The following is a 25,607-nucleotide window of genomic DNA, read 5'->3' as shown; positions in this document are numbered from 1 at the left end:
GACCATGCAAAGCATGGTGGAGGGGCAGGCGCGATGTTCAAGGATCATTCGCCGAAGGGAAGCAAACGGGCGGTACTGCAAGCGCGGGCGCGGCGGCGCGAGATGAGCTTGCCCGAGGGACTTCTTTGGAGAGAGCTTCGCAAGCGACCTGTGGGGCTCAAATTCCGGCATGAGCACGCCACCGGCGAATTCAGTCTCGATTTCTATTGCAGCGATGCCCGGCTCGCCATCGAGGTGGATGGGGAGGCACATGGGTTTGGCGATCGGCCGGAGCGGGACGCTCGACGCGATTCCTGGCTCGCCACGAATGGCATCCAGACTCTGCGCGTTCCGGCCATCGAAATTCTTCGCGATCTCGATGCAGTTCTCCGCGGGATCATTGCCGAAGCGCGTTCGCGATTGCCCCTCCACCACCCGGCTGCGCCGGGCGGTCCCCCTCCCCGAGACGAGCTCGGGGAGGAATGAAGCAGGCGTGTCTGGCCGCATCACATCCGGAACACGCCGAAGGCCGGGCGCTCCGGGATCGGCGCGTTCAGCGTCGCGGCGAGCGCGATGCCGAGCACGTCGCGCGTCTGGGCCGGATCGATGATGCCGTCGTCCCACAGGCGCGCCGTCGCGTGCCACGGATTGCCTTCGTCCTCATAGCGCTGGCGGATCGGGGCCTTGAAGGCCTCGGTCTCCTCTGGCGTCCATTTCTCGGCGTCGCGGTGGACAGTGGCGAGCACCGATGCGGCCTGCTCGCCGCCCATCACCGAGATGCGGCTGTTGGGCCAGGTGAAGAGGAAGCGCGGCGAATAGGCCCTGCCGCACATGCCGTAATTGCCGGCGCCGAAGCTGCCGCCGATCAGCACGGTGATCTTGGGCACGGTGGCGGTGGCGACGGCGGTGACCAGCTTCGCGCCATGTTTCGCAATGCCTTCCGCCTCATATTTACCGCCGACCATGAAGCCGGAGATGTTCTGGAGGAAGAGCAGCGGAACGCGGCGCTGGCAGGCCAGCTCGATGAAGTGCGCACCTTTCTGCGCGCTCTCGCTGAACAGCACCCCGTTATTGGCGATGATGCCCACCGGCATGCCCCAGATATGCGCGAAGCCGCAGACCAGCGAGGTGCCGTAGAGCGGCTTGAACTCGTGGAATTCGCTGCCGTCGGTGATGCGGGCGATGACCTCGTGCACGTCATAGGGGGCGCGGACGTCCTCGGGGACGACGCCGTACAGCTCTTCCGCGTCATATTTCGGCGCGCGCGGATCGAGCAGCGCGATATCCGGCGTGCGATCGGCGGGCAGGTGGCTGACGATGTCGCGGACGATGGTCAGCGCATGTTCGTCATTCTCGGCGAGGTGATCGACCACGCCCGACTTGCGCGCATGGAGGTCGCCGCCGCCCAGGTCTTCCGCCGAGATGACTTCGCCGGTGGCGGCCTTCACCAGTGGCGGGCCGGCGAGGAAGATCGTGCCCTGCGCACCGACGATCACCGTCTCGTCGGACATGGCGGGGACATAGGCGCCGCCGGCGGTGCAGCTGCCCATCACGCAGGCGATCTGCGGGATGCCCTTGGCCGACATGTTGGCCTGGTTGAAGAAGATGCGGCCGAAATGGTCGCGATCGGGGAAGACCTCGGCCTGGTGGGGCAGGTTGGCGCCGCCCGAATCGACCAGGTAGATGCAGGGCAGGCGGTTCTGCTCGGCGATCTCCTGGGCGCGGAGATGCTTCTTCACCGTCATCGGATAATAGGTGCCGCCCTTCACCGTCGCATCGTTGCAGACGATCATCACGGTGCGCCCCGAGACCCGGCCGATGCCGGCGATCATGCCGGCACCGGGCACCTCGCCCCCGTACATGTCGCAGGCGGCGAGCTGGCCGATCTCGAGAAAGGGGGCGCCGGGATCGAGCAGCCGCTCGACGCGCTCGCGCGGGAGCAGCTTGCCGCGGCCGGCATGGCGTTCACGGGCGGCTTCGCTGCCGCCGAGCGCCGCCCGGGCGACATCGGCGCGAAGCCGCTCCGCCAAAGCGCGATTGTGCGCGGCACGGGCACGGAACTCCGCGCTGTCCGCCGCAACCCTCGAATCGAGCACCGGGGCGCTCATAGATAGGGCATCCTTCCTGTCCTAGTTTTCCCTTCCCTACACTGGCCGGGCGGGCATGGGAAGGTGCTGGCGCAAAGCATCGCGCAGGAGTAGCGCTCTTGTCATACAGTAATACGGGAGAGTCGGCTTGAAGACTTACACGCTCCTCGTCGCGGCACTGCTCGCGACCACCGCCTGCACCCCCTCGGGCCCCGGCACGGGTACCACCGCCGCGGCCGGCACCGGCGTCGGCGTCGACCTGGTCGGGCTCGACAAGCAGGTGAAGCCGGGTGACGATTTCGAGGAATATGCCAATGGCGGCTGGCGCGCGAAGACGGAGATTCCGGCCGATCGCGTCATCACCGGCATGTTCCTCGACGTGTTCAACAAGGCCGAGGCGAACAACAAGGCGATCATCGACGCCGCGTTGAAGGCCGATGCCGCCACCGGCACCGATCAGCGGCGGATCGCCGACTGGTACAAGGCCTATACCGACACCGCCGGGATCGAGGCGCGCGGGCTGACGCCGCTCAAGCCGGTGCTGGACGCCATCGCCGCGCTGAAGGACAAGCATGCGCTCTCGGCGATGCTGGGCGGCAATGTCCGCGCCGATGTCGATCCGCTCAACGCGACCAATTTCCACACCGAGAACCTGTTCGGCCTGTGGGTGAGCCAGGCGCTCGACAAGCCCGACCAGACCGTGCCCTATGTGCTGCAGGGCGGCCTCGGGCTCGAGGACCGCGACTATTATCTCTCGAAGACCGACGCGATGGCCAAGGCGCGCGAGGGCTATAAGGCCTATCTGCTCAAGGTCTTCACGCTGGCGGGCATGCGCGATCCGGCGGCGCGCGCCGCGCGGGTCTTCGATCTCGAGACCAAGATCGCCACGGCGCATACCGACATCGTCGCCAGCCAGGACGTCCAGAAGGCCGACAATTGGTGGAAGAAGGCCGATTTCGCGGCCAAGGCACCGGGGATCGACTGGGACGGCTTCTGGAACGCCGCCGGGCTGGGCGGGCAGCAGGAATTCATCGTCTGGCATCCGGCCACCACGGCGAAGCTGGCCAAGCTGGTCGAGAGCGAGCCGATCGAGGCCTGGCAGGACTGGCTGGCCTTCCATCAGATCAACCAGGTGACCGCGGCACTGCCGGCGAAGTTCGACCAGGCGAGCTTCGATTTCTTCTCGAAGCAGCTGCGCGGCCAGCAGGCGATGCGCCCGCGCGAGAAGCGCGCCATCGCCAGCGTCAACAACAATCTGGGCGACGCGGTCGGCCAGCTCTATGTGAAGGACTATTTCCCGGCCTCGTCCAAGGCGGACATCCAGAACATGGTGGCGAACATCAAGGCGGCGTTCGACAAGCGCGTCGCCGGCCTCAGCTGGATGGACGAGGCGACCAAGACCGAGGCGCGCAAGAAGATCGAGACGATGCGCGTCGGCGTCGGCTATCCGGAAGCCTGGCGCGACTATGCCTCGCTCGAGGTGAAGGCAGACGACCCGGTCGGCAACCTGCAGCGCGCCGAGAAGGCCGAGACGCGGCACCAGCTCGCCAAGATCGGCAAGCCGGTGGACAAGGGCGAATGGTGGATGACGCCGCAGACGGTGAATGCCGTGAACCTGCCGCTGCAGAACGCGCTCAACTTCCCGGCGGCGATCCTGCAGGCGCCCTTCTACGATCCCAAGTCCGACGCGGCGGCCAATTACGGCTCGATCGGCGCGACGATCGGCCATGAGATCAGCCACAGCTTCGACAATACGGGATCGAGCTTCGACAGCGCCGGCAAGCTGCGCAACTGGTGGACGCCGGAGGACCTGAAGCACTTCCAGGAAGCCAGCGCGGCGCTGGCGGCGCAGTACAGCGCCTATGAGGTGCTGCCGGGCCTGTTCCTCAACGGCAAGCAGGTGCTGGCGGAGAACATCGCCGATGTGGCGGGGCTGACCGCGTCCTATGAGGCCTATCACGCCTCGCTCAAGGGCAAGGAGGCGCCGGTGATCAACGGGCTGACCGGCGACCAGCGCTTCTTCCTCGCTTATGCCCAGAGCTGGCGCGAGAAGCAGCGCCAGGAGGCGTTGCGCGCCGAAGTGGCGACCGATCCGCATGCGCCGGGCCGCTGGCGCGCCTTCACCGTGCGCAATCTCGATGCATGGTATCCCGCATTCAACGTGCAGCCGGGCGAGAAGCTGTACCTCGCGCCCGACAAGCGCGTGAAGATCTGGTGATGCGGGGCTGATCGGACGGTCTGGCGGCAAATAGCCAAATGGGAGACGCGATGCGCTGGATGCCCTTGGGAGCGGTGATCGCATCGCTGCTGTTTGCCGCCGCTTCCGCCGATGCCCGGCCGGGCCCGGACGGCTGGACGCCCGCCTGGACCGCCAGCATGTGGCAGGCGGTGGATCCTGACGATCGCGTGGCGGTGGAGAACGTGACGCTGCGCATGCAGGTGCGCGTCGGCGCGGGCGGGAACAAGGTCCGCATCCGGCTGGCGAACGACTATGGCCAGGCGATGCGGATCGGTGCGGCGACGGTGCGTGTCGCCGGGGGCCTGCCGGTGCGCGTGACGTTCGGCGGGCGCGGCGACGCCAGGCTGCCCGCCGGCGCGCCGCTGGTGAGCGACGCGATCGCGATGCCGGTCCAGGCGTTCGAACAGCTCGAAGTCTCGCTCTACCTGCCGGAAAAGGTCGAGATCGCGACGGTTCATATGGCGCGCGGCGTGCCGACCGACATCTCGGCACCGGGCGACCATAGCGGCGAGGCGTTCGAGGCGGTCCGGCGGTCGGACCCGCGGCCGCTGCTCGCGCAAGTCGATGTGCTGGGGCCGGAGCCGCGCCCGGTGATCGTCGCCTATGGCGATTCGATCACCGACAATGTCGGCTGCGCGAACGGTGCGGTGCCGGCGTGCCGCTGGGGCGATGTGCTCGGCCGGCGCATCGCCGCGGCGGGCATGCCGCATGTGGTGGTGACTCAGGCGATCGGCGGCAATCGCATCCTGCAGGGCGGGCTGGGCCCGACCGCGCTCGCTCGCTTCGACCGCGACGTGCTCGCCTTGCCCGGCGTTTCCCATGTCGTGCTGCTCGAGGGAGTCAATGATATCGGCAATTCGGGCAAGAACCGCGGCGGCGTGCGAAACCCGGTGCTGTCGCCCGAGGACCTGAAGGCGGCCTATCGCCAGCTCGTCGTGCGGGCGCATGCGCATGGGATCAAGGTGATCGCGGCGACGATCCTGCCCTATGAAGGCGCCGACTATCACACGCCCGACGGCGAGGCGCTGCGCGTTGCGATCAACGATTGGATGCGCGGTTCGGGCATCTTCGACGGCGTGGTCGACATGGAGAAGGCCGTCGTCGATCCCGCCAATCCGAAGCGGCTGGCACCGGCCCTGCAAGGCGGGGACAATCTCCACCCCAACGGCGCCGGCCAGACCCGGATGGGGGAGGCGATTCCGCTGTCGCTGTTCGAGTGACGCTCCCGAACGGATCGACATTCAGGCACTTCGCGCACCCATAACTGTGAGCCCGGCCCTGTGCCGGGGTCCGCCGGGAGGCGAGCGGGAAGCCAGGAGCTTCCGGGGCTGGACTTGAGGCACCGTGGCCCCCGGCACAAGGCCGGGGTGACGAGGTGAGGGATCGGGGCGCCTCAGGCCCCGATCAGCTCGCGTCCGATCAGCATGCGGCGGATCTCGTTGGTGCCGGCGCCGATGTCGAGCAGCTTGGCGTCGCGGGCGAAGCGCTCTACCGGCCAGTCCTTGGTATAGCCGGCGCCGCCCAGCGCCTGGATCGCCTCGAGCGATACCTTCACGGCGTTCTCCGAGGCGAGCAGGATCGCGCCGGCCGCGTCGAAGCGCGTGGTCTTGCCGGCGTCGCAGCTCTTCGCCACGGCATAGACATAGGCGCGGGCGCTGTTCAGCGCGACGTACATGTCCGCCACCTTGGCCTGCATCAGCTGGAAATGGCCGATCGGCTGGCCGAACTGCCTGCGCTCGCGGATATAGGGCAGCACGACGTCGAGGCAGGCCTGCATGATGCCGAGCTGGATGCCGGCGAGCACGGTGCGCTCATAGTCCAGGCCCGACATCAGCACGCCGACACCGCCGTTGAGCGGGCCCATGACATTCTCTTCCGGAACCTCGCAATCGTCGAACACCAGCTCGGCGGTGGGCGAGCCGCGCATGCCCATCTTGTCGATCTTCTGGCCGATCGAGAAGCCGGGCATGTCCTTCTCGATCAGGAAGGTGGTGATGCCGCGCGAGCCTTCGCCCGTCTTGGCATAGACGACCAGCGTGTCCGCATAGGCCGCGTTGGTGATCCAGAACTTGGTGCCGTTGAGCACATAGCCGCGGTCGGTCCGCTCGGCGCGCAGCTTCATCGAGACGACGTCCGAGCCGGCGCCTGCCTCGGACATGGCGAGCGACCCGACATGCTCGCCCGAGATCAGCTTGGGAAGATATTTGGCCTTCTGCTCGGGATTGGCCCAGCGGCGGATCTGGTTGACGCACAGGTTCGAGTGCGCGCCGTAGCTGAGGCCAATCGAGGCCGATGCGCGGGCGATTTCCTCCTGCGCGACGACATGCTCGAGATAGCCCAGGCCCAGGCCGCCCCATTCCTCCTCGACGGTGATGCCGTGCAGGCCGAGCTCGCCCATCGCCGGCCAGAGCTCGGCCTTGGGAAACCAGTCGTCCGCGTCGATCTTCGCGGCGAGCGGTTCGATGCGCTCCTTGGCGAAGCGCTGCGTCGTCTCGCGGATCATGTCGGCGGTTTCGCCGAGGCTGAAATCGAGCGTGGGATCCATGGGTTTCTCTCCGGGATATGCGCGTCAGCAGTGCTGACCTTTTTCTGCGCGCTTTTCCCCGATTTCGCGCGGGGCGGCAAGGGGAGAGGAGAGGCGGTGCGCAATTCCCCCGGCGCGACCCATGCCGGGGGAATCGGGGGAAACTCAGGCTTCCGCGCCGGCGAGATCCACTTCGTCTTCGTCCTGCAGCACATGGCTGGTCGGCCAGATGCCGATCGAGCCCGGCACGCCGCTGACGTCGATCCAGCTCCATTGCTTGTCGCCACCATATAGGGTGACGGTGCGGCCGGGGGCCTGGATCTGCAGCTTGCCGCCGCCGGTGGTATAGGGCGCCTTGTGCTGGGCCCCGAGGAAACTGATCAGGCAAGTGCCCGAGGGGCTGAGATCGGGCATCTGGATTTCGATGTTACCCTTGATCGGATGGCCGAGCACCGAGGCATCGATGGCGAAGCTGGCGAATAGCGGCATGAGCGCATTGGCCTTGCCGGCGCCGATCTTGGGAAAGCGATTGAGATATACGTCGAACGTCTCGCCCTCATTCAGAGCAGGGTTCACGAAATTTATAAGGTTGGCCACGGCTCGCTCCTCGAAATAGACAAATATCGCGAATGTATTTGTCGATATTATATTGAGCGTTATCGAGGTGAGTCGGTCAACTGGACTCGGGGTTATATTGGATTCAACCTGATCCGATCCGGATTTGGTGCGATCAGCTGGTGACGATCATCCCGTCACGCACCGTCACCGGCCAGCGGCGCAGCCTTGCCCCGACACAGGGGCCGCCGACACAGGTTCCATCCTCGATCCGGTACAGCGCGCCGTGCCAGCTGCACTGGATATGGCCGCCATCGGGCGTGAGATAATCGTCCAGCCTGTTGGTGAGCGGCAGCGCCATATGGGCGCACAGGTCGAGATAGCCATGGACCGTCTCACCCCGGCGCACGACGAAGCCGTGGAAGCGGCCGGCGCGCATCTCGAGCACGAAGTTGCGCGCGTTGCCGTCGGGGATGAGGTCGAGCGGGCCGAGCGTTACGTCGGGAGGCGTTTCGGTGAGGCGTTCCATGCTCAATTCCTCCCCCAGCTTGCTAGAGGAGGGGGGGCGCCGAAGGCGGTGGAGGGGCATGGCGGGAAACCGCCGCATTCCGCAGCGGCCCCTCCACCATTCGCTACGCGAACGGTCCCTCTCCCCGAGACGAGCTCGGGGAGGAATTTCATGGCAGCTTCGCCTTTGGGAAGCCCGTCCAGGCCGCGTCATAATCGGGCTGGGCGCGATCGAGCGCATATTGCGTGGGCCTGTAGGGCCAGCAGGTCTCGACCATGAAGGCCATCGTCCCGTCGATCTTGTGCGGCTTCAGGTCGGCGTTGCTTGCGCCCTGCCAGCTGGCGACATCGGGACCGTGCCCGGCCATGAGATTGTGGAGCGACAGGCCGCCGGGGGCGAAGCCCTCTGCCTTGGCGTCATAGGCGCCGGTGATCAGGCCCATCGCCTCGCTCATCACGTTGCGGTGGAACCAGGGCGGGCGGAACGTGTCCTCGGCGACCATCCAGCGCGGCGGGAAGATCACGAAATCGGCATTGGCGCGGCCCGGCACGTCGCTGGGCGAGGTGAGGACGGTAAAGATCGACGGATCGGGATGGTCGAAGCTCACCGTGTTCATCGTGTTGAACCGGGCGAGGTCGTAGCGCCAGGGCGCGAGATTGCCGTGCCAGGCCACCACATCGAGCGGGCTATGGGGAAGGGTGGTGGTCCAGAGCGCGCCGAGATGCTTCTGGATGACTTCGAAATCCTCGTCGCGGTCCTCGAACCAGGCGGCGGGCGTCTCGAAGTCGCGCGCATTGGCGAGGCCGTTGGCGCCGATGGGCCCAAGATCGGGCAGGCGGAACAGCGCGCCGTGATTCTCGGCGACATAGCCATGCGCCGTGCCGTCCGGGAGCAGCGCGCGGAAACGCACGCCGCGCGGCACGAGCGCGACCTGGCCGGGCGCGATGTCGATCCGGCCGAGCTCGGTGAGCAGAGTGAGCCGGCCGGCCTGGGGAATGAAGAGCAGCTCGCCGTCCGCGTCGAAGAAGACGCGGGTCTCCATGTCCTTGTTGGCGGCATAGACATGCACCGCCACGCCCTCCAGGTCGGCGGGATCGCGATTGGCGAGCATGGTCGTCATGCCGTCGATCAGGTCGGTGCCGGGGGGCGGCGCCGGAATCGGGTTCCAGCGCAGGCGATTGGGGGGCAGGGCCGCGCCGACCGTGCCGGGCGCGAAGTTCCGGGCGCCTTCGTAGCGCGTGAACGGCGGATGCTCGGCCGTGGGGCGCAGGCGATAGAGCCAGGAGCGGCGGTTCTCGTGCCGGGGCGCGGTGAACGCCGTGCCGGAGAGCTGCTCGGCATAAAGTCCGAAGGCGGGCCGTTGCGGGCTGTTGCGCCCCACCGGCAGCGCGCCGGGCACCGCCTCGGTGGAGACCTGGTTGCCGAAGCCGGGGAAATAGTCGGTCATCGCATCCTCTCTATGCTCGCCTCCCTGTAGCGCTGCCCAGAATAGTGTCAAATGATACTATCTGCTGCGGGATCGGCTATCAGGGCGCGAACCTAAACTTTCTTGGGCGGCGGCGGCGTAATTCCTACTTTTTTGGTAGGTTTAATTCCGGAGTCGTAACCAATGGCCATCATCAGCGCAGCCGCACCCCGGCGGTTCCAGCTGCCGAGCTTCGGCGTGCAGGTCGCCCTCGGCATGGCGGCAGGGCTGGCGCTGGGGCTGACCGCGCGGGCGATCGGCAGCGACGGCGAGACCGCCAACGGCCTCGCCCAGGCATTGCAGACGATCGGGCAGATCTTCGTGCAGCTGCTCAAGGTGCTGGTGCCGCCGCTGGTGTTCACGGCGATCGTCGCCTCGATCGCGGCGCTGCGGGACCTGAACAACGCCGCGCGGCTGGTGGTGCGGACGCTCTTGTGGTTCACGATCACCGCGGCGATCGCGGTGGCGATCGGCATCACGCTCGGCCTTGTGCTCCAGCCGGGCCACCACAGCGCCGTGGCGGCCACTGCGGCAGCGGTGCCTTCGAGCACCGGGAGCTGGCTCGATTTCCTGAAGGGGCTGGTGCCGTCGAATTTCCTGGGCCTGGCGGCGTCGACCCGGCTGGCGGACGGCAGCGCCACCACCGGGCTCTCGTTCAACGTGCTCCAGATCATCGTGCTCGCGGTCGCGATCGGCGCGGCGGCGGTGAAGGCGGGGGAGGCGGGGCACCGCTTTCTCGATTTCAACGCCTCGGCGCTCGCCGTCTTCCGGCTGCTGCTGCGCTGGGTGATCCGGCTGACCCCGATCGGCACCGCGGCGCTGATCGGTGATGCAGTGGTGCGCTATGGCTGGGAGTCGCTGGCGGCGCTCGGCACCTATGCCGGCGCGGTCTATCTCGGGCTCGGCCTGGTGTTGCTCGTCGTCTATCCGGCGCTGCTGGCGGCGCATGGCCTCAGCCCCTTGCGCTTCTTCGCCTCGGCCTGGCCGGCGATCCAGCTCGGCTTCGTCTCGCGCTCTTCGGTCGGCACGCTGCCGGTGACCGAGGACGTGACCGAGCGCGCGCTCGGCGTCCCGCGCGCCTATGCCGCCTTCGCCGTGCCGCTGGGTGCCACGACCAAGATGGACGGCTGCGCGGCGATCTATCCGGCGATCTCGGCGATCTTCGTCGCGCAGTTCTACGGCATCCCGCTGGGGATCGAGCATTATGCGCTGATCGCCTTCGTCTCGGTGCTGGGATCGGCCGCCACCGCCGGCCTGACCGGCGCGACCGTGATGCTCACGCTCACGCTCTCCACGCTGGGGCTGCCGCTGGACGGGGTCGGGCTGCTGCTCGCGATCGACCCGATCCTCGACATGGGCCGGACCGCGACCAATGTGGCGGGGCAGATGCTGGTGCCGGTGATCGTGGCGAAGCGGGAAGGGCTCCTCGACGAGGCGCGCTTCCGCGAGGGGGCGGGCGAAGTGCGCGGCGAGCCGGCATTCGCCTGAGGATTTCGGCCGGGGTGAGCTGCGCGCTACGCAACTGGCGCCGCTCCCCCGGCTCCTCTCCAAGCCGAATTCCGAAGGTTATGCGTCGACCTTGATGACACCCCGGCGGATCTGGTCCAGCTCGATGCTCTCGAACAACGCCTGGAAATTGCCGTTGCCGAAGCCTTCATTGCCCTTGCGCTGGATGATCTCGAAGAAGATCGGGCCGAACATGTTCTCGGTGAAGATCTGGAGCAGGATGCCTTCGTCGCCGATATTGCCGTCGATCAGGATGCGGTTCTTCCTGAGGCGCTCCAGGTCCTCGCCATGCCCGGGCACGCGCTTGTCGACCAGCTCGTAATAGGTCTCGATCGTGTCCTGCAGCTTGACGCCGCGGGCGCGCAGGCGCTCTACCGTGTCGTAGATGTCCGGCGTGGTCAGCGCGAGGTGCTGGATGCCCTCGCCCTTATACTCGCGGATGAACTCCTCGATCTGGCTCTTGTCGTCCTGGCTCTCGTTCAGCGGGATGCGGATGGCCTTGTCGGGCGCGATCATCGCCTGGCTGAACAGGCCGGTCGCCTGGCCCTTGATGTCGAAATACTTCTGCTCCTCGAAGCCGAAGAGCGTCTTGTAGAATTCGCTCCACACCCGCATCTGGCCGCGGCGCACATTGTGCGTGAGGTGATCGAGCAGGTCGAGCCCGACATTGTTCTGCGCCTCGGCCTCCCGCCAGCCCGGGAACTCGGCCCAATCCTGGTAGAGGTCGTAGCCGTCCTCGATGAAATAGAGATAGGAGCCGCCGATGCCGAGGATGACGGTGTCGTCCTCGTCGGTGCGCTTGGCGCCGTGCGCGAGCGCCCACGCCATCGCCTTGGCCGGATCGGCAACGCGGAAGGCCATCGCGCTGGCCGAGGGCCCGTGCTCGCCGCGGAACGCCGCCACGCGGCCGGCCTCGTCGCGATTGAGCATCAGGTTGATGCGGCCCTGCTTGTAGCGGGTGACGTTCTTGCTGGGGTGCCGATGCGTCGGCACGAAGCCCAGCATCTCGAACTGCTTCCCCATCGCCTCGGGATCGGGCGAGGTGAATTCGACGAACTCGAAGCCGTTGAGGCCGAGCGGATTGGCAGGATCGGTCATGGTGCACGCTCCAAGAAGGTAACGCGCGGGCTAGTCCGAAGTGCAGTTAGTGTCAATTGATACTAGTTGCAGTCATAGCCCTTCGCCGCCCACCCAGTGCGCGTTGGAGAGGCGTCGGGCGACGCTCCAGGTCTGGGTGCGGATATCCGGCACCGCGACGATCTCCCAGAACGCGCCGCGAGTCATCGGGCCCAGGGCGTAGAGATTGGCGTTGGGCCGGCCGGCCGCGTCGATCGTCTGGCCCTGGTTGTCGACGTCGATGCCGAGATGCGCCGCGTCGGGGCGGATCATCCCGCGCGCGGCGAGCTTCTGGAGCAGGGGTTCCTCGGTGCGGTTGAGGTCGCCCAGCGGCCCGGTGCAGTTGACGATGCGCTGCACCATCATCGTCTCGGCCGCGTCGGCGCCGCGGCGGCGAAGCCGGACCTCGATGCCCCCGGGCTTCTCCGCGAAGCCGAGCGTCTTGCCGGCGATTACTTCGAGCTGGCCGCGCGCGATAACGGCCATCAGCCGGGCATGGACCTCCGGCGCCAGGCGGTGGCGGTGCACGTCCCACCAGGGGCGGAGGTGGCGGAGGAACCGGCCGCGCTCGTCCTCGCTGGCATTCCCCCACATCGCCTGGGTGAAGGGCCGGAGCTCGTCGACGGCATTGCGCCAGCCGATTTCCTCGCCGCGCACGCGGACCGCCTGGAGCAGTTTCGAGGCGGAGGTGGCGGGCCGCTCGGCGAGCTTCTGCCAGTCGTTGCCCGGCGCATGCGGGCGCGGGAGCAGGCCGCGCCGGGACAGCGCGACGATCCTGCCCTTGAAGCCGCGCGCATCGAGCAGCAGCACGACGTCGATCATGGTGAGTCCGGTACCGATCACCAGTACGGTGTCGTCCGGTCCGAGCCCGTCGGGAACGCTCGCGTCCCAGGGATCGCCCTTGTAGCGTTCGGCGCTCAGCTTTTCGGGATCGAGGCCCGGCGGATCGTGCGGCGGCAGGTTGCCGACCGCGAGCACTGCCGCGTCGGCCGCCACCGTGCGGCCCTTGAGGCGCACCGTCACGCCGTCGGCGAAGTCGAGGTCCTCGACCTCGTCGCGCACCAGCTGCAGGCGATCGGGATGGGCGAGCAGCGCGGCGTCGAGCAGCTCGCGCAGATACTCGCCATAGGTGACGCGCGGGATGAACGCGCTGGGCGCATCCGCCACGCCGCGCGCCTCGAGCCAGCGGACGAAGTGCGACGGATCGTCGGGGAAGGCGCTCATGTTCGATGCGCGCACGTTGAGCACATGGCTGGGATGCGCGGCGCCATAGGCGAGGCCGAGGCCGGCGACCGGCGCACGCTCGATCAGCGTGGCGCGGGGGCCGTCGTGGCGGAGCAGGTTGATCGCCTGCAGGGTGCCGGAAAAGCCGGCACCGATGATCGCGACATGCTCGATCACGTCAGATTTCGTATTCGATCTGCCACTCGGGCTGTTCATAGGCCGGTTTGCGTGCCGCCATGCCGGGCTGGCGCGCGAGCATCTGGCCATAGAGTCGCTTCACCGCGTCGCTCGCGGTGCGGACGAACAGGGCGGGGACGATGGCATGGACCACGCAGGCCGCCCCCCCGATGATCATGGTGAAGCCGAATCGCGCGGCGGTGCTGGCATGCTCGCCATAGCTTTCGCCGACGGCGCGCGGATGGGACAGGAAGATGCGCTCGAACATGAGGGCCGTTTACGCTCCCCGGGCCGCACTGTGAAGTACAGCTTTTGCACTCCCAAGCGTGGCTTTGTTTGCAATGCGGCCGGGCATGACCGAACCTGCGGGCAAGGCGCGCCGGAGAGCGCGCGTGGCGACGGGGGTTCCAACTGCGGCGGGACTGTGGTTGGTTAGCGCTAACAATAAAAGGGGAAGACAGCTTGAGCGAGGATGCACGGTCCGACAGTCCGTCGGCGCCCTTGGGCGAACATCACACGGCCACCCGCAACGAGAAGATGGTGATCGCGGCATCGTCGCTGGGCACCGTGTTCGAATGGTATGATTTCTATCTCTACGGCCTGCTCGCCACGACGATCTCGGCGCAGTTCTTCGCCGGCGTGAACGATACCACCGCCTTCATCTTCGCGCTCGCGGCGTTCGCGGCGGGGTTCGCGGTGCGGCCGTTCGGCGCGCTCGTCTTCGGGCGGATCGGCGACCTGGTGGGGCGCAAGAACACCTTCCTGGTGACGATGGGAATCATGGGCGGGTCGACCTTCGCGGTGGGCCTGCTCCCCAATTTCGCCACTGCCGGCGTGGCGGCGCCGATCCTGCTGGTGACGCTCCGCGTGCTTCAGGGGCTGGCGCTGGGCGGCCAATATGGCGGCGCCGCCACTTATGTCGCCGAGCATGCGCCCAACCACAAGCGCGGCCTCTACACGAGCTGGATCCAGACGACCGCGACGCTGGGCCTGTTCGCCTCGCTGCTCGTCGTGATCGGCACGCGCTCGTGGCTGGGCGAGGCGGCGTTCGCCAGCTGGGGCTGGCGCGTGCCGTTTCTCGCCTCGATCCTGCTGCTGGGCGTGTCGCTCTGGGTGCGTCTCCAGCTCAACGAGAGCCCGGTCTATGCCCGGATGAAGGCGAGCGGCAACACTTCCAAGGCGCCGCTCACCGAGGCGTTTCTGCGCTGGGGCAATCTGCGCATCGTCCTCATCGCGCTGTTCGGCGCGGTGGTGGGCCAGGCGGTGGTCTGGTACACGGGGCAATTCTACGCGCTGTTCTTCCTCGAGAAGACGCTGAAGGTCGACGGGATGACCGCGAACGTCCTGATCGCCATCGCGCTGGCGCTGGGCACGCCGTTCTTCGTGTTCTTCGGCTGGCTCTCCGACCGGATCGGCCGCAAGCCGATCATCCTGGCGGGCTGCCTGCTCGCGGCGGTCAGCTATTTCCCGCTGTTCCATGCGCTGACCCAGGCCGCCAATCCGGCATTGGCCGAGGCGCAGGCGCGGGCGCCGGTGCAAGTCCATGCCGATCCCGCGACCTGTTCGGTCCAGTTCGATCCGATCGGCAAGAACAAGTTCGACAAGACCGGGTGCGACGTCGCCAAGTCGACGCTCGCGAAGGCGGGAATACCCTATGGTACTGAGGCTCATGGCGCCGGCGAGGTCAGCATCGGCGACCGCAGCGTCGAGGTTGGCGAACTCGCGACTTATTCGAAACGCTTGAGTGCCGCGCTTGCAAAGGCGGGCTATCCCGCCAAGGCCGAGGACGCCCGGATCAACAAGCCGCTGGTGGTCGCGATCCTGTTCGCGCTCGTGCTGCTGGTGACCATGGTCTATGGCCCGATCGCGGGCATGCTGGTCGAGCTGTTCCCCAGCCGCATCCGCTATACGTCGATGAGCCTGCCCTATCATCTGGGCAATGGCTGGTTCGGCGGCTTCCTGCCTGCCACTGCCTTTGCGATGGTGGCGGCGACGGGGGATATCTATTACGGCCTCTGGTATCCGGTGGTGGCCGCGGCCGCGACGCTCGTCATCGGCCTGTTGCTGCTCCCCGAGACGTTCCGGAGGAAGATCGAGGAATGACCGTCGAGACCGTGCGCGCCTGGCTTGCCGAACATGCCCCGGACCTGGCCCTGATCGAGCAGGCGGCGAGCACGGCCACGGTGGCGGAGGCGGCGGCGACGCTCGGCGTCGAACCCGGGCGCATCGCCAAGACGCTGGCGCTGCGCGTGGGCGAGGGCGTCGTGCTCGTCGTCGCGCGCGGCGATGCGCGGCTCGACAATCCCAAGATCAAGGCCGAGTTCGCCGGCCGCGCCTCGATGCTCGGCGCCGAGGAGGCGGAGGTGCTGACCGGCCATCCGGTGGGCGGGGTCTGTCCTTTCGGGCTGGCGACGCCGCTGCCGGTCTATTGCGACGTCTCGATCCGGGGTTTCGCGACGGTGTTCCCCGCGGCGGGCTCGCGCACCGCATCGGTGGAGATCGCGCCCGAACGGCTGGCGGCGCTGGTTTCGCGGCGCTGGGTGGATGTCTGCAGACCGGGCTGAGCAAATGCGCTTGACCCGCCGCGCAACCTTCCCTAACGGACCGCCTCCACGCTTCGGCATGGCCCCTTCGTCTAGCGGTTAGGACGCGGCCCTTTCACGGCTGAAACACGGGTTCGATTCCCGTAGGGGTCACCATTCGCCGCTTGCGGCGTGGTTCTCCGACATCGATGGATTTCCGTGGCGGCGGCAGGCGCTAGTCGGCCCAGGCCGCATCCTCGACATGCAGCTCGGCGGCGGGGCGGGAGCCCCAGTCGTCGATCCTGGCACGGCCGGCGAGCCAGAGCTTGCGGTGGCGCGGGGCCGAGAGCAGCGCCTGGCCCAGCTCGGTATCGGCCTGGCGAAAGGCGACTGCCTTGATGCTGCGCCCGTCCGGCCCCGCCACGATCAGCCGCACATGCCCGCCCGTGCCGACCACATCGGCCTTGATCACGGTAACCGGCCCTGCCGCCACGCGCGGCGCCGGCCAGCCCATGCCATAGGGGCCGCCGGCCTCCATCGCATTGACGAGATCGGGGCAGACGCCGCCCGGCGCCACCACCGCGTCGAGCAGCAACGCGCGCTCGCCCATCGCCTGGGTGACCCGCTCGGCAAGCCGCTCCTCGAGGAACTCGGCAAAGGCATCGAGCCGGTCGGCATCGATCGTCACGCCGCAGGCCATGGCATGGCCGCCGCCCGCCCGGAGCAGCCCGGCATCCTTGGCGGCGAGCACTGCCGCGCCCAGATCGACGCCCGGGATCGAGCGGCCCGAGCCCTTGCCGACACCGTCCTCGTCGAGCGCGATCACGATCGCCGGCCGGCCGAGCTTCTCCTTCAGCCGCCCCGCGACGATGCCGATCACGCCGGCGTGCCAGCCCTTGCTCGCAATCACCGCGACCGCGTGGTTCGCCTTATGCAGGCTGAGTTCCTCCGCCTCGGCCTGCACGCCCGCCTCGATCGCGCGGCGCTCCTCGTTGAGCTGGTTCAGCTCCTCGGCGATCGTGCGCGCCTCCTCGGGGTCGCGGGTGGTGAGCAGGCGCACGCCCAGGTCGGAGCGGCCGACGCGCCCGCCGGCATTGATCCGGGGGCCGAGCGCGAAGCCCAGATCGGTCGCCGTGGGCGCCCGGGTGAGGCGCGAGGCCTCGATCAGCGCGTTCAGCCCGATGTTGCGCCGCTGCGCCATCACCTTGAGGCCCTGGGCGACGAAGGCGCGGTTGAGTCCCTTGAGCGCCGCCACGTCGGCGACGGTGCCGAGCGCGACGATGTCGAGCAGGTCGAGCAATTTGGGTTCGGCCCGGCTCGCGAAATAGCCGCGGGCGCGCAGCGTGCGGATCAGCGCCGCGCCGAGCAGCCAGGCGACGCCGACCGCCGCCAGATGGCCGTGCGCCGCGCCTTCGGTCTCGTCGAGCCGGTTGGGGTTCACCAGCGCGAGCGCCTGTGGAAGCTCGGTGGTGCATTTGTGGTGGTCGACCACGATCACCTCGGCGCCGGCGGTCTTCGCCATCTCCAGCGCTTCGAAGGCCTGAGCGCCGCAATCGACGGTGACGATCAGGCCGGCGCCTTCCTGCTTGAGCCGCACCAGCGCCTCGCCCGATGGGCCATAGCCTTCCATCAGCCGGTCGGGGATATAGGGGCGTGCCTCGAGCCCCAGGTCCCTCAGCAGCAATATGAGCAATGCCGCGGAAGTGGCTCCATCCACGTCGTAATCGCCAAAGATCGCGACCTGCTCGCACTGCTCCACCGCATCGGCGAGCCGCGCGGCTGCCTTGTCCATGTCGCGGAAGATCGAGGGGTCGGGCATGAAGGCGCGGATGCTCGGCGCCCGGTGCATGTCGAGCTCCTCGCGCGCCACGCCGCGGGCGATCAGCAGCTGCGTCACCAGGTCGTCGGGCACCAGCCCGCCGCGCGAATCGCTGGCGAGGCCGCGCCAGTGCCAGGGCTGGCCGGTGATCGAGCGCTGGATGTTGAGCACGGCGGACATGCGAGCGGCTATGGCGCAGCGGGCAGGGGGCTGTCCATTCCCCCGCCGCGTCCCACGATCCTATTCGGCAAGCGCCTGGACCTGATGCAGCTCCAGGCGCTTGGCATAGGCTGCGGCGAAGTTGCTGTGTGTCCTGGCGATGCCGGGATCGGTGGCGGCACGCGCCTTCTCGGCGCTCAGGCGCTGACGGCGTTCGAGATACTCGCGTTCATTCTGTTGAGTCATGGGGAAGCTCCGGCTTCAAGCGGCAGCTTTCCAATTGCTGTCAGTCGGCGCCAGGCTCGATTGGGGCGCGCCAATAGTTTGTCTCTACACGCTTCTCGCCATCGACACGAATGAATACGGCACCCGCCATTCGGCTCGTCGCGTTTCCTGCGGGCTGGCGCTTCCGGCAATCCGCGCCTACATCGCATCGCCTTATGGCCCGTCCCCGTCCCGCCCAAGAGAAAGTGAAGACCGTCGCCGAGAACCGGCGCGCGCGGTTCGATTATTTCATCGAGCAGACCTATGAGGCCGGCATCGCGCTCACCGGGACCGAGGTGAAGTCGCTGCGCTTCGGCGAGGGTTCGATCGCCGAGGCCTATGCGGAAGTGAATGACGGCGGCGTCTGGCTGGTCAATTCGAACATCCCCGAGTTCAGCCATGGCAACCGCTTCAACCACGAGCCCAAGCGTCCCCGTAAATTGCTCCTTCATGAGCGGGAGATAAACAAGCTCCATGGCGCGGTGGCGCGCGAGGGGATGACCCTCGTGCCGCTGTCCATCTATTTCAACGGGCGAGGCCGCGCGAAGGTCGAGCTGGCGCTGGCGAAGGGCAAGAAGACGCATGACAAGCGCGACTCGATCAAGGAGCGGGACTGGAAGCGGGAGCAGGGGCGCCTGCTCCGCGACCGTGGCTGATCCGGCGCCCGTGTCGGGCAAGTCGCGTTTCCGCCGCTGGCTCGACCAGGCGATGCCCAGCCGCGAATCGGTCGAGGGCAATCGCTGGCTCCGCCCGGTGGCGAACCGGGTGATGCACAGCTCGCTGTGGCGCTTCACCCGCCGTTCGGTGCCGCGCGGCGTCGCGCTGGGCATGGTGACCGGCGTGCTGGTGCCGATGGGGCAGATCCCCGCTTCGGCGGTACTTGCGCTTCCCCTGCGCGCCAACATCCCGGCGGCCGCGGCGACCACCTTCATCACCAATCCCGTCACGACGCCCCCGCTCTGGGTGGCGGCCTATTGGCTGGGCAGCTGGATGATCGGCCCCGGCGCGGTGGTCGAGAAGGCGCAGGCGATCGAGCGGAGCTGGAGCGACTGGCTGGTGCACCAGGCCGGCCCGGCCACGCTCACCGGTTTGCTCACCATCACCGCCGCGCTCGCCCTGATCGGCTATTTCGGCACCGCGCTGGCATGGCGGTTGTGGATCGCCCGCAAGTGGAAGCGGCGCGCCGACGCCCGGGCCGCGCGCGGCTGAACGCGGCGGGAAACGTCGTCATCGCGGTGTAATAATGTTACGCCCGCCCGATTGACGGAGCCCATCGACGGTCTAAGACAGCCCGATCAACCATCGGGGATTACCATGCGCCTGTCGCTCCTCACCACCACCTTCCTCGCCGCGCCCGTGCTGCTCGCCGGCTGCGCGCACAACGCCCCGCTGCCGGCCACCCCGGTCGAGGCCGCGCCGGTCACCGAGCCCGATTCCGCGCCGCAGCCCGAAAAGCCCAAGCCGGTCTACGGCACCTATGGCTTCGACACCGCCGGCATGGACCCCGCGATCAAGCCGGGCGATGATTTCTACAATTATGCCAATGGCGCCTGGGCGAGGAACACGCCGGTCCCGGCCGACAAGTCGAACTATGGCTCGTTCAACATCCTGGACGACAACGCCAAGAAGCAGACGCACGAGATCCTCGATGCGGCGAAGGCCGATCCGAACTCGAAGATCGGCACCGCCTATGCCACCTATCTCGATACCGCCGCGATCGACGCCAAGGGCCTGGCACCGGCCAAGCCGTGGCTCGGCCAGATCAAGGCGCTGACCTCCAAGGCGGGCTATCCCGCGCTCGCCGCCGCCGCGCGCCGCAACGGCGTGGGCGTGCCCTTCGCCACCTATGTCGGCCAGGACGACAAGGAGCCGGAAGTCTATGCGCTCAGCCTGTTCCAGGCCGGGCTGGGCATGCCGGACCGCGATTACTACCTCTCGAAGGACGCCAAGTTCGTCGAGACCAAGGCGGCCTATCTCAAGCACCTCACCAACGTGCTGACGCTCGCCGGCGAGGCCAATGCCGCCGCGCGGGCCCAGGCGATCGTCGATTTCGAGACCAAGATCGCCGCGGTGCAGTGGACTCGCGTCGAAAGCCGCGACGCGACTAAGACCTATAACAAGATGACCGTCGCCCAGCTGCAGAAGGCGGCGCCGGGCTTCGACTTCAAGGGCTTTTTCGCCGCCGGCAAGACGCCGGTGGAAAGCGTGATCGTCGGCCAGCCCAGCGCGGTCACCGGCATCGCCCGGCTGATCCAGCAGGCGCCGCTGGCGGTGCTGAAGGACCAGCTGCTGGTCCGCACGCTCGACAATTTCGCCGATGTGCTGCCGAGCGCCTTCGACAAGGAGCAGTTCGCCTTCTACGGCACCACCCTGTCGGGCACGCCGGAGCAGGAGGCGCGCTGGAAGCGGGCGGTGGACTTCACCACCGGCGCGCTCTCCGACGATGTCAGCCAGGTCTATGTCGCCAAATATTTCCCGCCCGAGACCAAGGCGGCGGCCGACCAGCTGGTGAAGAATGTGATCGCGGCGATGGACCGCCGGATCGACAAGCTGGAATGGATGGCGCCCGAGACCAAGGTGAAGGCGCATGAGAAGCTCGCCGCCTTCAAGCCGAAGATCGGCTATCCGGAGCGCTGGCAGGATTATTCGGCGCTGACGATCACGGCAGGCGACGCCTTCGGCAACAATGTCCGCGCCAACAACTGGCAGTATGACGACAATGTCTCGAAGCTCGGCCAGCCGATCCGCCGCTGGGAATGGGGGATGACCCCGATGACGATCAACGCCTATGCCAATTTCGGCATGGTCGAGATCGTCTTCCCGGCCGCGATCCTGCAGCCGCCCTTCTTCGATCCGAACGCCGATCCGGCGGTCAATTATGGCGGCATCGGCGCGGTGATCGGCCATGAGCTGAGCCACCATTTCGACGACCAGGGCGCCAAGTACGACAAGGAAGGCCGCCTGACCGACTGGTGGACCCCGGCGGACGTCAAGGCGTTCAAGGTGCGCACCGACGCGCTGGTTGCCCAGTACGACCAGTATGAGCCGCTGCCGGGCATGCATGTGAAGGGGGCGCTGACGCTCGGCGAGAACGTGGCCGACCTGGCCGGCCTCACCGTCGCCTATGATGCGTACCAGGCTTCGCTGAACGGCCAGGCTGCGCCGGTGCTCGACGGCACCACGGGCGACCAGCGCTTCTACCAGGGCTGGGCACAGGTGTGGCGCCGCAACTATCGCGAGGCGAACCTGCGCCAGCGCCTGCTCACCGATCCGCACTCGCCGTCGCAGCAGCGCGCCTGGGTCGTGCGCAACCTCGATCCCTGGTACGGGGCGTACAACCCCGATCCGGCGACCAGGCTGTTCCTGACGCCCGACAAGCGCGTCCGGATCTGGTAATCTGATTTCTCCCTCTCCCCGGCGGGGAGAGGGAGAATAGCTTGACCCGGCCGCCGCTACCGAACATCGGTGGCGCATGGCCACGTTGCCCGTCCACACGCCCGCATCGCCGTCCCGTCGCTGGCTGCCCTTCGCGGCGGCGATCCTGGCCGGATTCCTCGCGGGCGCGGTGATCCTGTTGACGCTGAACGATCGCGCGGTCGCGGTCGGCTTCGTCGCCGCCGGGCTGCTCGCGGCGGGCGGGCTCTGGGGTGCGCGCAAGCTCTTCCATGCAGAGGCCGCCGGTGAGGCTCCGGTGGACTGGTCCGTCGCCCAGGCGCTCGCCGCGGCCAGTGACGACGCGCTCGCGGTCACCGACCGCGCTGGGCGCCTGGTCTGCGCCAACAGCCGTTTCGAGGCGCTGTTCGCCGGCTGGCCGACGCCGCCCAACCTGCCGATCAGCGACGCCGCCATCGCCGCGCTCGGCACCGCGGCACGCACCGCCTGGCGCGACGGCGAGGCGCGCGAGGACGGCATCCAGGTGTTCGGCGCGCCCGTCTCGGCCCGCGTCCAGCGCGTCGGCGAGGAATCGCTGGTCTGGCGCTTCATCGGCGTGCAGGCGCTCGATCTCGCCAGCCAGGTCCAGGCGCTGATCGACGGCCATACCGGCGACCGGCTGGCCTCGGCCGGCATCATGGCCGCGATGGTCTCGCCCGAGGGCCGGGTGCGCAGCGCCAACCGGGTGTTCCGCCTGCGCGCCATGGGCAGTCCCGAAGCCGCCGCCGAGGGGCGCGACTTCGCCCGTTTCCTGATCACCGATTCCATGGGCCTGGTCCGTTTCGAGCGCGAGGGGCTGGAGGGCAATCCGCTCCGCGTGCTGCAGATCCCCTTCCTCGACGGCGAGGAGGCGCCGCTGCTGGTGGCGCTGCTCGACGAGGAGCAGGGCAATGTGCCCACGCCCGCGATCGGCGCGAGCGCCGGTGCGCATGTCCGCTCGCTGATCGCGCTGCTGCCGCTCGGGCTGGCGCTGGTCGACCGGGACGGCCGTTTCGCCAGCATGAACGACGCGTTCGTCCGCGCCACCCGCGTCAATGCCGCGGCGCCGCCGCTCTATCCGGGCGACCTGATGGTGCGCGAGGACAAGGCAGCGCTCGCCGACGCCATCCGCCGCTTCGCCGGTGGCGCGCCGCAATCGGCCGAGATGACCGTGCGCCTGGCCGACGCACCCGAGGAACCGGTCTCGATCGGCATTGCCGGCGCGCGTGGACTGGGCGAGGCCGCCGTCCTGATCAGCCTCAAGGATTCGGGCGAGGAGTCCAAGCTCAAGCGCCAGGTCGCGCAGGCGACCAAGATGCAGGCGGTCGGGCAGCTCGCGGGCGGCGTCGCGCATGACTTCAACAACATCCTCACCGCGATCATCGGGCATTGCGACCTGATGCTGATGCGCCATTCGCCCGGCGACAGCGATTATGACGACATCCAGCAGATCCGCGCCAATTCGAACCGCGCCGCCTCACTCACGCGCCAGCTGCTCGCCTTTTCGCGCCAGCAGACGCTGCGCCCGCAGCTGCTCCAGCTGCCCGACGTCATCTCCGAGGTCTCGAACCTGCTGAAGCGCCTGCTCGGCGAGACCGTCCGGCTCGAGGTCAAGCATGGCCGCAACCTGGGCCCGGTGCGCGCGGATCCGGGCCAGCTCGAGCAGGTGGTGGTCAATCTCGCGGTCAATGCGCGCGACGCGATGCTTTCGCAGAATCCGAATGGCGGCGGCACGCTCACCATCGAGACGATGGCGGTGCCGGCCGCCGATGTGCGCCGGATGGAGGACGATGTGCTGCCGGTCGGCGACTATACCGCGCTGCGCATTGCCGATACCGGCACCGGCATCCCGCCCGAGATCCTCGCCAAGATCTGGGAGCCGTTCTTCACCACCAAGGAAGTGGGCAAGGGTACCGGCCTGGGCCTTTCCACCGTCTATGGCATCATCAAGCAATCCGGCGGATTCATTTTCGCCGAGAACGTGCCCGGCGGCGGGGCGGAGTTCACCATCTATCTGCCGGTCCATGCCGCGACGGAGGCGCCGGTCGCCGCCAAGCTGCCCGGGCCCAAGGAGAAACCCGCCGATACCTGGGGCACCGGCACGATCCTGGTGGTCGAGGACGAGGACATGGTCCGTGCCATTGCCGAGCGTGCGCTCGCCCGCCAGGGCTATACCGTGGTCACCGCGGACAATGGCGAGGCCGCGCTCGAGCTGATCGAGACGATTGACCGGCCCGATCTGCTCATCTCCGACGTGGTCATGCCGGTGATGGACGGGCCGACGATGGCACGCCGGATCCGGGCCAAATATCCCGACCTGCCGATCCTGTTCATGTCGGGCTATGCCGAAGAACAGCTGCGCAAGTCGATTGACCTGGAGCAAGTCGCCTTCCTGCCCAAGCCCTTTTCGGTGCAGCAACTTGCGGAAGCCGCGCGCGACGTGCTTTTGCCCAAATAAATACTTGGCGTTTCGCGATTTTCCTGCGATGGGAGCGGCCATGCCGGGGCCCCAGAAGATCCTGATCGTCGAAGACGAGCCGCTCATTGCGATGATGCTCGAGGACTTTCTCGATGCGCTCGATCGCATCGTCGCCGGTATGGCGGACAGTGTCGCCTCGGCGCTGGAACTGGTCGAGGCGGGCGGCATCGACGCGGCCGTGATGGACGTCAACCTGCGCGGTGGCGAGACCTGCTGGCCGATCGCCGATGCGCTGGCGGCGCGCGGCATTCCGTTCGTGCTCGCCACCGGTGGGGCGGGGGACATGATCGCGGAAGCCTATCGGGACCGCCCCGTGCTCTCCAAGCCGTTCACGATGGACAGTGTCGAGAAGGTGCTCGACAGCCTCGTCGCGGCGGACTGAGCGCCGGCTTTCCTCTTTTCCCCATTCCACGGCCGTCATCCCGGCGAACGCCGGGATCTCAGGCGAGGGTGCGATACGGGCGCATCTGGCAGAAATTGTTTCGCGCAACGACGCGACGACGCGACGAAGAAGAATGAGAGGGGTCCACGCGGAGGCGCGGAGACGCGAAGATGGCTTGCGTCGCTCCAGCGGCGCCCTCCACGACAAAGCTCCCATTTTCCAGCCGCCGACGCGGCGCATGCCCCAACCGCGTGCGCAACATCTTCGCGCCTCCGCGCCTCCGCGTGAGCAATGTCTTCTTCGTCGCGGCGTCGCGTCGTTGCGCGAACCGACCTAATCCAGCAGCCGCACCGTGTCGCCCAGCCGGATCAGCCCCGGCCGGGCCGGCCCTGCGTAAACGCCATAGGCATTGCCGAAATTCCGCGCGACGGTCCGCAGCACGCGCGGTTCCTTCACTCCGGTCTCCGGATCGATCGTCACGATCACGCAGCGCGCGATCGGATCGGCGCATTGCACCATCGCGCCGTCCTCCTCGCGGCCGAACGCCAGCCTTCGGCCCCGCCATTCGGTGGCGGGCGCATCGCTCTCCACGATCAGGTTGATCCGGAACCGATCGATCGCCAGCGGTTCGCCATGCGCGGCTTCCAGCGCGGCATGGCCGGCGCTGGTCTGAATCGAGACCGGCATCGAATCATAGATGCCGCGCGCCACCTGGATCAGCGTGGCGGGTTCGCCTGCGGCTGCCTCCAACTGCGCCATGAGCAGCGGATCGCGAAGCGGGACCGTCGCGCCCTCGGGCGTCTCGACCGTCACCGCGCTCGTCTTGGGGCGGGCCGGGTCGTCGAAGCGCGCCCGGTGGAGGACCATCGCGGGCACCTCGCGCGCGGTGAGCCAGGGAAAGCGCGTGCCATTGGCCGCGCGGACGAACGCATATTGGCGGTCGCCTTCGATTCCCTGCCAGTCGAGCTCCGCCATGTCGAGCCGTTCCCCGGCCATCGACTTGACCGGAAAGCGATTGAGCGCGCGGACATGGCCGACGATGCGGGACATGGCACCCCGGCTAGCGACGGGAAGCGGGAAGGGCAATCGCGGCCTTCTGAAGGGGTAGAACGATTATGGAACAAAAAATTCCGTTCCGCTCTTGTTCCAAGAGAACAAACGCGATACACGGCTTCCAACACAGGTTGAAGG

22 protein-coding genes and 1 tRNA gene are annotated in these 25,607 nt (G+C 67.7%); 12 read left to right on the top strand and 11 right to left on the bottom strand.

Annotated elements, in window-relative coordinates:
• Positions 1-33 precede the first annotated feature (33 nt).
• Complete coding sequence (locus ACIQCS_RS05275) at positions 34-465, top strand: endonuclease domain-containing protein (RefSeq protein WP_345846922.1); 432 nt, start codon at positions 34-36, stop codon at positions 463-465.
• 20 nt (positions 466-485) lie between these two features.
• Here ACIQCS_RS05275 and ACIQCS_RS05270 read toward each other — a convergent pair whose 3' ends face one another.
• Positions 486-2,087 (bottom strand): carboxyl transferase domain-containing protein, encoded by a 1,602-nt coding sequence (locus ACIQCS_RS05270; protein WP_345846921.1) that lies wholly within the window; start codon positions 2,085-2,087, stop codon positions 486-488.
• A gap of 127 nt (positions 2,088-2,214) precedes the next feature.
• On the opposite strand from ACIQCS_RS05270, the gene ACIQCS_RS05265 reads away from it, so the two are divergent.
• Both ACIQCS_RS05265 and ACIQCS_RS05260 read left to right on the top strand, forming a co-directional pair.
• The gene (locus ACIQCS_RS05265) at positions 2,215-4,284 is read left to right on the top strand and encodes a M13 family metallopeptidase (RefSeq protein ID WP_345846918.1); all 2,070 of its coding nucleotides are present in this window, start codon (positions 2,215-2,217) and stop codon (positions 4,282-4,284) included.
• Between the two features lie 50 nt (positions 4,285-4,334).
• A complete protein-coding gene (locus ACIQCS_RS05260; protein ID WP_345846917.1) occupies positions 4,335-5,525 on the top strand; it encodes an SGNH/GDSL hydrolase family protein in 1,191 nt (396 codons plus the stop codon).
• A 173-nt stretch (positions 5,526-5,698) separates the two neighbouring features.
• Here the strand turns inward: ACIQCS_RS05260 and ACIQCS_RS05255 are convergent, their stop codons facing one another.
• The 4 genes from ACIQCS_RS05255 to hmgA form a co-directional block, all read right to left on the bottom strand.
• Positions 5,699-6,850 (bottom strand): isovaleryl-CoA dehydrogenase, encoded by a 1,152-nt coding sequence (locus tag ACIQCS_RS05255; RefSeq protein ID WP_345846916.1) that lies wholly within the window; start codon positions 6,848-6,850, stop codon positions 5,699-5,701.
• Between the two features lie 144 nt (positions 6,851-6,994).
• Entirely contained in the window at positions 6,995-7,426 is a 432-nt protein-coding gene (locus tag ACIQCS_RS05250) for a hypothetical protein (protein ID WP_345846914.1), read from the bottom strand.
• 133 nt (positions 7,427-7,559) lie between these two features.
• Positions 7,560-7,913 (bottom strand): Rieske (2Fe-2S) protein, encoded by a 354-nt coding sequence (locus ACIQCS_RS05245; protein WP_345846913.1) that lies wholly within the window; start codon positions 7,911-7,913, stop codon positions 7,560-7,562.
• Positions 7,914-8,061: 148 nt separating this feature from the next.
• On the bottom strand, positions 8,062-9,339 hold the full coding sequence (gene hmgA, locus ACIQCS_RS05240) for a homogentisate 1,2-dioxygenase (RefSeq protein ID WP_345846911.1): 1,278 nt from the start codon (positions 9,337-9,339) through the stop codon (positions 8,062-8,064).
• Between the two features lie 162 nt (positions 9,340-9,501).
• Between hmgA and ACIQCS_RS05235 the strand changes: the two genes are divergently transcribed.
• Complete coding sequence (locus ACIQCS_RS05235; protein ID WP_345846909.1) at positions 9,502-10,845, top strand: dicarboxylate/amino acid:cation symporter; 1,344 nt, start codon at positions 9,502-9,504, stop codon at positions 10,843-10,845.
• Between the two features lie 78 nt (positions 10,846-10,923).
• Here ACIQCS_RS05235 and hppD read toward each other — a convergent pair whose 3' ends face one another.
• The 3 genes from hppD to ACIQCS_RS05220 all read right to left on the bottom strand — a co-directional run bounded on the left by hppD (position 10,924) and on the right by ACIQCS_RS05220 (position 13,648).
• Complete coding sequence (gene hppD, locus ACIQCS_RS05230) at positions 10,924-11,961, bottom strand: 4-hydroxyphenylpyruvate dioxygenase (RefSeq protein WP_345846906.1); 1,038 nt, start codon at positions 11,959-11,961, stop codon at positions 10,924-10,926.
• 72 nt (positions 11,962-12,033) lie between these two features.
• Positions 12,034-13,380: an FAD/NAD(P)-binding protein gene (locus ACIQCS_RS05225; RefSeq protein WP_345846905.1), complete on the bottom strand. Its 1,347-nt coding sequence runs from the start codon at positions 13,378-13,380 to the stop codon at positions 12,034-12,036.
• 1 nt (position 13,381) lies between these two features.
• Positions 13,382-13,648 carry a DUF6356 family protein gene (locus ACIQCS_RS05220; RefSeq protein ID WP_280281073.1) on the bottom strand — a complete coding sequence of 89 codons (267 nt, stop codon included), beginning with the start codon at positions 13,646-13,648 and terminating at the stop codon, positions 13,382-13,384.
• A 269-nt stretch (positions 13,649-13,917) separates the two neighbouring features.
• Here ACIQCS_RS05220 and ACIQCS_RS05215 point away from each other — a divergent pair, with 269 nt between their 5' ends.
• The 3 genes from ACIQCS_RS05215 (at position 13,918) to ACIQCS_RS05205 (ending at position 16,079) form a co-directional block, all read left to right on the top strand.
• Positions 13,918-15,483 carry an MFS transporter gene (locus tag ACIQCS_RS05215; RefSeq protein ID WP_345851978.1) on the top strand — a complete coding sequence of 522 codons (1,566 nt, stop codon included), beginning with the start codon at positions 13,918-13,920 and terminating at the stop codon, positions 15,481-15,483.
• Positions 15,480-15,944 carry a YbaK/EbsC family protein gene (locus ACIQCS_RS05210; RefSeq protein WP_294050941.1) on the top strand — a complete coding sequence of 155 codons (465 nt, stop codon included), beginning with the start codon at positions 15,480-15,482 and terminating at the stop codon, positions 15,942-15,944. Before ACIQCS_RS05215 ends, ACIQCS_RS05210 begins: the two co-directional genes overlap by 4 nt.
• A 60-nt stretch (positions 15,945-16,004) precedes the next feature.
• Positions 16,005-16,079 (top strand) — tRNA-Glu (locus tag ACIQCS_RS05205).
• Positions 16,080-16,137: 58 nt separating this feature from the next.
• On the opposite strand, the gene recJ is transcribed toward ACIQCS_RS05205, so the two are convergent.
• Together recJ and ACIQCS_RS05195 are read right to left on the bottom strand one after the other, a co-directional pair.
• On the bottom strand, positions 16,138-17,901 hold the full coding sequence (recJ, locus tag ACIQCS_RS05200) for a single-stranded-DNA-specific exonuclease RecJ (protein WP_345846903.1): 1,764 nt from the start codon (positions 17,899-17,901) through the stop codon (positions 16,138-16,140).
• Between the two features lie 60 nt (positions 17,902-17,961).
• Positions 17,962-18,126 (bottom strand): hypothetical protein, encoded by a 165-nt coding sequence (locus tag ACIQCS_RS05195; protein WP_345846901.1) that lies wholly within the window; start codon positions 18,124-18,126, stop codon positions 17,962-17,964.
• Positions 18,127-18,320: 194 nt separating this feature from the next.
• On the opposite strand from ACIQCS_RS05195, the gene smpB reads away from it, so the two are divergent.
• The 5 genes from smpB to ACIQCS_RS05170 all read left to right on the top strand — a co-directional run bounded on the left by smpB (position 18,321) and on the right by ACIQCS_RS05170 (position 24,416).
• Complete coding sequence (gene smpB, locus ACIQCS_RS05190; RefSeq protein WP_086129916.1) at positions 18,321-18,800, top strand: SsrA-binding protein SmpB; 480 nt, start codon at positions 18,321-18,323, stop codon at positions 18,798-18,800.
• Positions 18,793-19,353 (top strand): DUF2062 domain-containing protein, encoded by a 561-nt coding sequence (locus tag ACIQCS_RS05185; protein ID WP_345846900.1) that lies wholly within the window; start codon positions 18,793-18,795, stop codon positions 19,351-19,353. The genes smpB and ACIQCS_RS05185 overlap by 8 nt, the downstream gene beginning before the upstream one ends.
• Positions 19,354-19,458: 105 nt before the next feature.
• Positions 19,459-21,540, top strand: a complete 2,082-nt coding sequence (locus ACIQCS_RS05180; RefSeq protein WP_345846899.1) for a M13 family metallopeptidase — start codon at positions 19,459-19,461, stop codon at positions 21,538-21,540.
• A gap of 76 nt (positions 21,541-21,616) precedes the next feature.
• On the top strand, positions 21,617-24,013 hold the full coding sequence (locus ACIQCS_RS05175) for a response regulator (RefSeq protein ID WP_345846898.1): 2,397 nt from the start codon (positions 21,617-21,619) through the stop codon (positions 24,011-24,013).
• A 40-nt stretch (positions 24,014-24,053) separates the two neighbouring features.
• Positions 24,054-24,416: a response regulator gene (locus ACIQCS_RS05170; RefSeq protein WP_345846896.1), complete on the top strand. Its 363-nt coding sequence runs from the start codon at positions 24,054-24,056 to the stop codon at positions 24,414-24,416.
• A 333-nt stretch (positions 24,417-24,749) separates the two neighbouring features.
• Here the strand turns inward: ACIQCS_RS05170 and ACIQCS_RS05165 are convergent, their stop codons facing one another.
• A complete protein-coding gene (locus ACIQCS_RS05165) occupies positions 24,750-25,466 on the bottom strand; it encodes an MOSC N-terminal beta barrel domain-containing protein (protein WP_345846895.1) in 717 nt (238 codons plus the stop codon).
• Positions 25,467-25,607: the final 141 nt, after the last annotated feature.

The sequence above is a fragment of the Sphingomonas sp. NPDC092440 genome (assembly GCF_044754985.1).
GTDB lineage: Bacteria > Pseudomonadota > Alphaproteobacteria > Sphingomonadales > Sphingomonadaceae > Sphingomonas.
The sequence above is the reverse complement of the archived record's forward strand: the minus strand, read 5'-3'. Positions and strand labels throughout refer to the sequence as shown.